Source organism: Nostoc sp. NMS4 (assembly GCF_017115095.1).
Taxonomy (GTDB): Bacteria; Cyanobacteriota; Cyanobacteriia; order Cyanobacteriales; family Nostocaceae; genus Nostoc.
In genome coordinates this window covers 1-5,339 of record NZ_JABXKI010000241.1, presented here as the reverse complement: position 1 = coordinate 5,339, position 5,339 = coordinate 1, and the positions used below count along the sequence as shown (strand labels likewise).

The following is a 5,339-nucleotide window of genomic DNA, read 5'->3' as shown; positions in this document are numbered from 1 at the left end:
GCTTTGAGCTTTACTGTAATATCTTTGTACTTCAAGTTGAAGTGCGGAATATGGGATCTAAGCCACCAGCAGGAATCACCTGCTGTAAATATTCTTCACAAGTCAACCGCCGAATCTTGATAGCGACGTAGAAAATGTCGGCAATCTCGACTGTTGTTGCATCAAAATATCCTCCCCGCTTTCGGGGTTTGACTATATCGGCATAGGGATACCACCGTTGTAAAGCGGCAATGGAAATCCCGTATCTTTCGGCAAGTGTTTTCTGGGTGTAGATAACGTTTTCACATATCATCAAACTCTATTCCAACTGAAAGACTTCATCAATTGAAAGCGAATTAAACTAGCACCTTACCAAACTGCTTGTAAATTAAAAAGTAATTTACAATTTATGTCACTTTAGTACAGGTATAGCTCAACTCAGATACAACTAAACTTCAGTTCCTCTCCTACTAACCTGCATACTTGCCAAGTTACAAACGTACTTGTTGAGAATGCAAGCACGTTTGTATATATGAGTAAAAGAAATAGAAAAATAACTCTTTAGGTAAAAAACTGCTCTAACAGAAATGTATAGCCAAAAATGAGTTACCTACTGAATACTTATGCCTACAGCGAGTTTAAAGATACGAGAAACTCTTCCTGAATTAAACGGTCGATATGTTCCGCCACTTGATGAGCTATGTCTTCACCATGAACTAGTAGTCCCATTTCCATATTTAATGTCAGAGCGTACTCAGTGAGGTTAGCACTGGAAATAAACAGGTGCTTTCTATCGGCGATCGCACATTTAACGTGTAAGGAACCATACCTTCCTTCTGAATCTGTAAGCCGCTTATTTCGTGGCCAAATGAAAATGTGTGCTTGTTGGGCAATTTCCAGTCCCAATGCTGCACTGACTCCAAAAGGTATTTTACCCTTGCTAGATTCGGGGGTTTCAGCAATAATTCGCACAGTGACTTCTCGTTTCATTGCTGTTAATAATGCTTTTGCAATCTCTGGAATCTTATAAACAGCAAAACTGACAAGAATTATTTCCCGTTGCGCTTCGTGAATTAATTGTAGTAACACTTGTTCTGTTCTGCGAAGTGGTATTCCCTCACTTGTAGGGCCAGTCCAAACCAACTCAACAGACAACTCATCCTTTGCCGCCACCTCACAGTAAATTGCTGTGGCTAATGCAGACGCGATCGCACTACTGTCCAAATAAATAGCTTCCCGACACCATGTTTCTAACAATTCCCCTATTAGTCGGCGAAAATTAGTATTGGGCAGTTGTTTCAAGATTGATGCTTTCAACGCAAAATCACAATATCTTGCTGGAGTGGCTATCAACAAATTAATTACAGCATCTAAAACAGGAGATGGAAGTTGTTTGGCACAGGTACGAATTTGAGCCAATAAAAGCGGTGGTAAAAAGCTCACGTTTTCTCCTCTGGGAAGAACGCTAAGTCTGCGGATAGTACAGTGGGAATAAGTACCGCGCGATCCAGATACTTATTGCCGCGTTCACAGGAGGTTTCTGGGCTAAACAGACAAGCATGGCAAGCTGCCCAATGTAGTGATGTAGCTCCTTTAAAGGGAGTATGTTCTGCACACAAGGGGTCAGAAGCACATAACCGCATTTGTTCTAAAGCTTGGTCTATATGGTATCCAAGTATTTTAGGCTCTCCCAAACTGACTAAACCACCCAAGGTACCTTCACTATCAGGTGCGGCGGTATAAATTAGTATGCCTGCCATTGGGCCGCCTTCGTCTTCTGGTCGTTTGGAGTAAATTCGCTCCTTTAAGCTGGCAGCATTATAACCACACTCAAGGGCCATTTGCCGCATCAGGGCGTGAGCAAAGGAGTGTAGTAAAATGTAGCGTACACCAAATTTACCTTTGTCTGGATCGAGAGAACGAACATTACACCACTTTTTATGAGCATCGAATGCTTGACGCTCATAATCTTGCAATAGTTGATTTTGCTCCCATTGATGAAGTGTCGTTTCTTTGAACTGGATAAAGATACCCTCGCCTTTGACTTCACTTGCCAGTACCCATTTAGGTTTGCTGCGACTCAATGGAACCCGATGCTCTGTGAGAATTTCTCCAGAGTCAATAAAATCACCTGGGGATTGAATGCGTGTAAAGCCAATTAAGGCACGAACTTCTCGCAATCTTTCTACCAACACTACCTGCGAAAAGTAATTTTCATACCCAGATGGTGGGTTTACAGTCCGCAGTTGAAAATCTGGGGTATTAAGATTTGGGTCTGCTGCTGAGAAAATTTGCCATTCAGGTGTTTTCAAGTCCCTGACGCTTTCATCATCAAAATTGCTTTGCTGCTGAAGTTGTTTTTGTTCAACTAGCGACCAGATTTTGTCTGTTGTGTATTTAGATAATTCCTGAAGTTGCCCCATAGCGAAGAAAGCTTGCAGTACAGCATCTAAGGCACTAAAATTACTCGCTTTTCCCAAAATAGTCCAGTTTTGATTGACCAACTGCTCTAATTGATTGGAGGTGATGGGAATTGATAACGCCGAGAGTGTAATTGGAAACCAACTATTGGATGCTCCCAACAAGATGGTTTTCATTTGTTCGTCGCAGCTATCATCGAAGTTACGTAGATGCGGGTGACGAGCGCGACAACGCGGCATATTTTTTTTGCCTAATTCACCAAAAGCATCGGATAATCGACGTTCGCTGTTGCAGCCATTGCATTTCACTACAATATCTGTAGGTGAACCCGATACACCGTATTCCTCCAGCCTGAGTGGCCCCTTGCACGCTGTATTACCACGATGAACAAAATATAACCAAGGAAAGTCATCTAAATGTCCGCGATCGCAGGAAACGAGGAACCGCGATGGTATTGCTGTTGGGTCTTTCTTTTGACTCAGTTAAGCCATCCATTCGCCTATACCTGACCAAGCAAAATTTAATTCTCCTCTATCATATTCTGGTACTTGTCTAGCTACTAAAATCATTAAATAAATTCCTCCTATATTATTTAGTTTTTTCCCTATCTCTATCACACGTTTTTTATTCCTTCCTAAATACACTTTTCTGTTTGGGCTATAAATAGCCTTAGTAGATTTTTTTGACATTTCTATTAACTCATTCAAAAGTTTTCCTATTTCATCCATTGGAGACTTAAAGTTATCAGATACCCATTCAGTTTTTATTTCTCTCAAAGCTGTATGGCAAACTCTATGTAAATTTATCGGTATTTCTGTTATTGATGGTTCATATCCGAAAGATAATGGAAGTTCATCAATAGAAATAATTTGCTTTGGATTAGAAAAACCAGATAAGGTAGCATGGGTACGAGATTTTAAAATTGCATGAATATAGTAGTGTTCATCAGTACTAAACTGGTCTTTTGATTTCGCTAACCATAAAATTCTATCACCTGGATAAATCTCACATAGTTCATGAATAATACCGTTAATAGGGTTAATTTCATGATTATTTTTATCTTTATTTAGAGGAAGTGTAATAAAATTATCTTCACCCAGAAAAATTTTATCTTCTCCAGGTATGTTAGTTACCAAAACTTGATCGCCTTCTTTACATACCCAAAAATCTACTATAGGATTATTTTTAAGTTCATCTGCAAAAGTTGTATAACGTATAAGAAAAATAAATTCTTTAGGTTGACATAGCCACCTAAAAGCCATATTTTCAGCTAAAACATATCTACCTCTTTCGTAAATTGCTCTTTGGGTTACTTCTTGAATTTTTGATATTGCTTCTTGAACTGGGATTTCAAAAAATTCTCTATCTTTGTTATAACGAAAACTTGCCAGTTTATCATGTATTATTTTTTCTATTTCTATTGGATTCTCAACATCTTCCGCATAAACAATATCAAATTTATCAGGCACACCTGTTTTATATAATTCTTTTGCTCTAGTTGAAACATTTCTTTCTGTATAACCAATCTTAAGCAGATTATCTTTAAAAGCAGGGTTACTAAGAATATATATGTATCCTGATGTCACATTCATCTATAGTCATGTATTAAGTAATTAGTCATGTTCACATATAATGCTTTTTTTGACTTTATACAATTTATTTTTATAGAAGTTAAAACTTTTGAATTTTTACCCTTCTTCTTTCATTGGTTGAGGTAAGCGACTAAAGTCATCATCAGGCACTTGATCTTGAAAAATTAACCCTACTGTCGGTTCGACGTTTCGCAGGGAGTTCAAACAAGTAAATTCTTGCCAAATTCCTTGACCTGCTGATTCTAATAGTTCAATGGTTAAACCATCACGCTTGTCTGTCTGATATTTGAGAGTACCGCCTCCAATCAAGTTTTGTGCTTTACTCAACCAGATATCTAATTTGGCTTCCAGTGCTTGTTTAACGAGTTTTTGGGCTTCTGTACCCGCAACTAAATTAGCGCGAATGAAGACGCTGTAAGTGCATGGCTTGATTCATAAATCGGAAAGCTTCGGCTGCTTCCGGGTTAGTTTGCAGCAGCGTCAAACCTGACTGAATGCGTTGAAGAGTGCGATCGCAATTTTTAATTGCATCCTCAGCTACATCTTGGTAATCTGTCAATCCTTCATTAGGATTAGAAATCCGTTGTGCTTGTTGTTGAATCCAGACTGTGTAAGCTGTTACCAGGGGATTTAGTTTACTGATAAAATCTGCGGTTGGAGTTTCCGCCAGTTCTTTCATATCCAAAACCAATCCCGCCAATTCAGGAATTTCATCAGCTTGAGGTGGAGAGGTTTTGGGAACTTCGTAGACAGGTACAACGTTGGTAGATAATTTAACAGCACATTCTGTAGTATTTTGTGCTGTTTCGGCATGGACGCTTACCCCATGACCAATGGCGAACTCTACCTGTTTGCGATAAAGCATTGCCATTGCTTTTTCTTCAGCATAAATTACTGGGTCAAGCTTACCAGCCTGACGCGGTTTATGTCGCTTGAGAAAAATATCAAGATGTTGAAAATCTGCTGATTGTACGCTTAATTCTGGTTGAAATAACCACGCTTCATCACGTAACTTGGCGGGTTCTTTTTGCCCGTTAATTAAAAACAAGCTAACAATCCAATCCCCGTTACTTTGTTGGCGAATTTTTCCTTGTACTTGCACTTGGGGATATTCTGAATGCACCGTCCATTTAGGAATTTCTCCCTCAATTAGAGGAATGGGAGGTGAATTTCCTAGAATTTGTTGGCGCTTCCACACCATTTTTAGTGTATCATCTTTTTTAGTAATAGTTTCGCTTTTAGTGCGTTTATATTGTCCCCAACCTGCGTTAATTTGCAATACTTTGGCTGCACATTAACTGCTAGATGACGCAGAACTGCAAAATTTTGTGGCGCATTATCTTTCCT

5 protein-coding genes and 1 pseudogene are annotated in these 5,339 nt (G+C 39.1%); all 6 read right to left on the bottom strand.

Going from position 1 to position 5,339, the window contains the following annotated elements; translation table 11 throughout:
- Nucleotides 1-55: 55 nt before the first annotated feature.
- Nucleotides 56-292 (bottom strand): annotated as a pseudogene (locus HWQ37_RS21875) (hypothetical protein); the annotation flags it as partial.
- A 314-nt stretch (nucleotides 293-606) separates the two neighbouring features.
- Nucleotides 607-1,422, bottom strand: coding sequence for a DISARM system phospholipase D-like protein DrmC (gene drmC, locus HWQ37_RS21870; protein WP_292750786.1), 816 nt, complete (start codon nucleotides 1,420-1,422; stop codon nucleotides 607-609).
- Nucleotides 1,419-2,855 carry a DrmB family protein gene (gene drmB / locus HWQ37_RS21865; RefSeq protein WP_465249713.1) on the bottom strand — a complete coding sequence of 479 codons (1,437 nt, stop codon included), beginning with the start codon at nucleotides 2,853-2,855 and terminating at the stop codon, nucleotides 1,419-1,421. The genes drmC and drmB overlap by 4 nt, the downstream gene beginning before the upstream one ends.
- Nucleotides 2,856-2,882: 27 nt before the next feature.
- A complete protein-coding gene (locus HWQ37_RS21860; RefSeq protein ID WP_292750784.1) occupies nucleotides 2,883-3,992 on the bottom strand; it encodes a GIY-YIG nuclease family protein in 1,110 nt (369 codons plus the stop codon).
- 96 nt (nucleotides 3,993-4,088) lie between these two features.
- A complete protein-coding gene (locus HWQ37_RS21855; protein ID WP_292750781.1) occupies nucleotides 4,089-4,319 on the bottom strand; it encodes a hypothetical protein in 231 nt (76 codons plus the stop codon).
- Nucleotides 4,320-4,386: 67 nt separating this feature from the next.
- Nucleotides 4,387-5,193 carry a hypothetical protein gene (locus HWQ37_RS21850; RefSeq protein ID WP_292750779.1) on the bottom strand — a complete coding sequence of 269 codons (807 nt, stop codon included), beginning with the start codon at nucleotides 5,191-5,193 and terminating at the stop codon, nucleotides 4,387-4,389.
- Nucleotides 5,194-5,339 lie beyond the last annotated feature (146 nt).

Excerpts from the sequence above, each read along its gene's own strand:
- HWQ37_RS21860 (WP_292750784.1), bottom strand. The coding sequence starts at position 3,992 with ATGAATGTGACATCAGGATACATATATATTCTTAGTAACCCTGCTTTT.
- HWQ37_RS21850 (WP_292750779.1), bottom strand. The coding sequence starts at position 5,193 with ATGGTGTGGAAGCGCCAACAAATTCTAGGAAATTCACCTCCCATTCCT.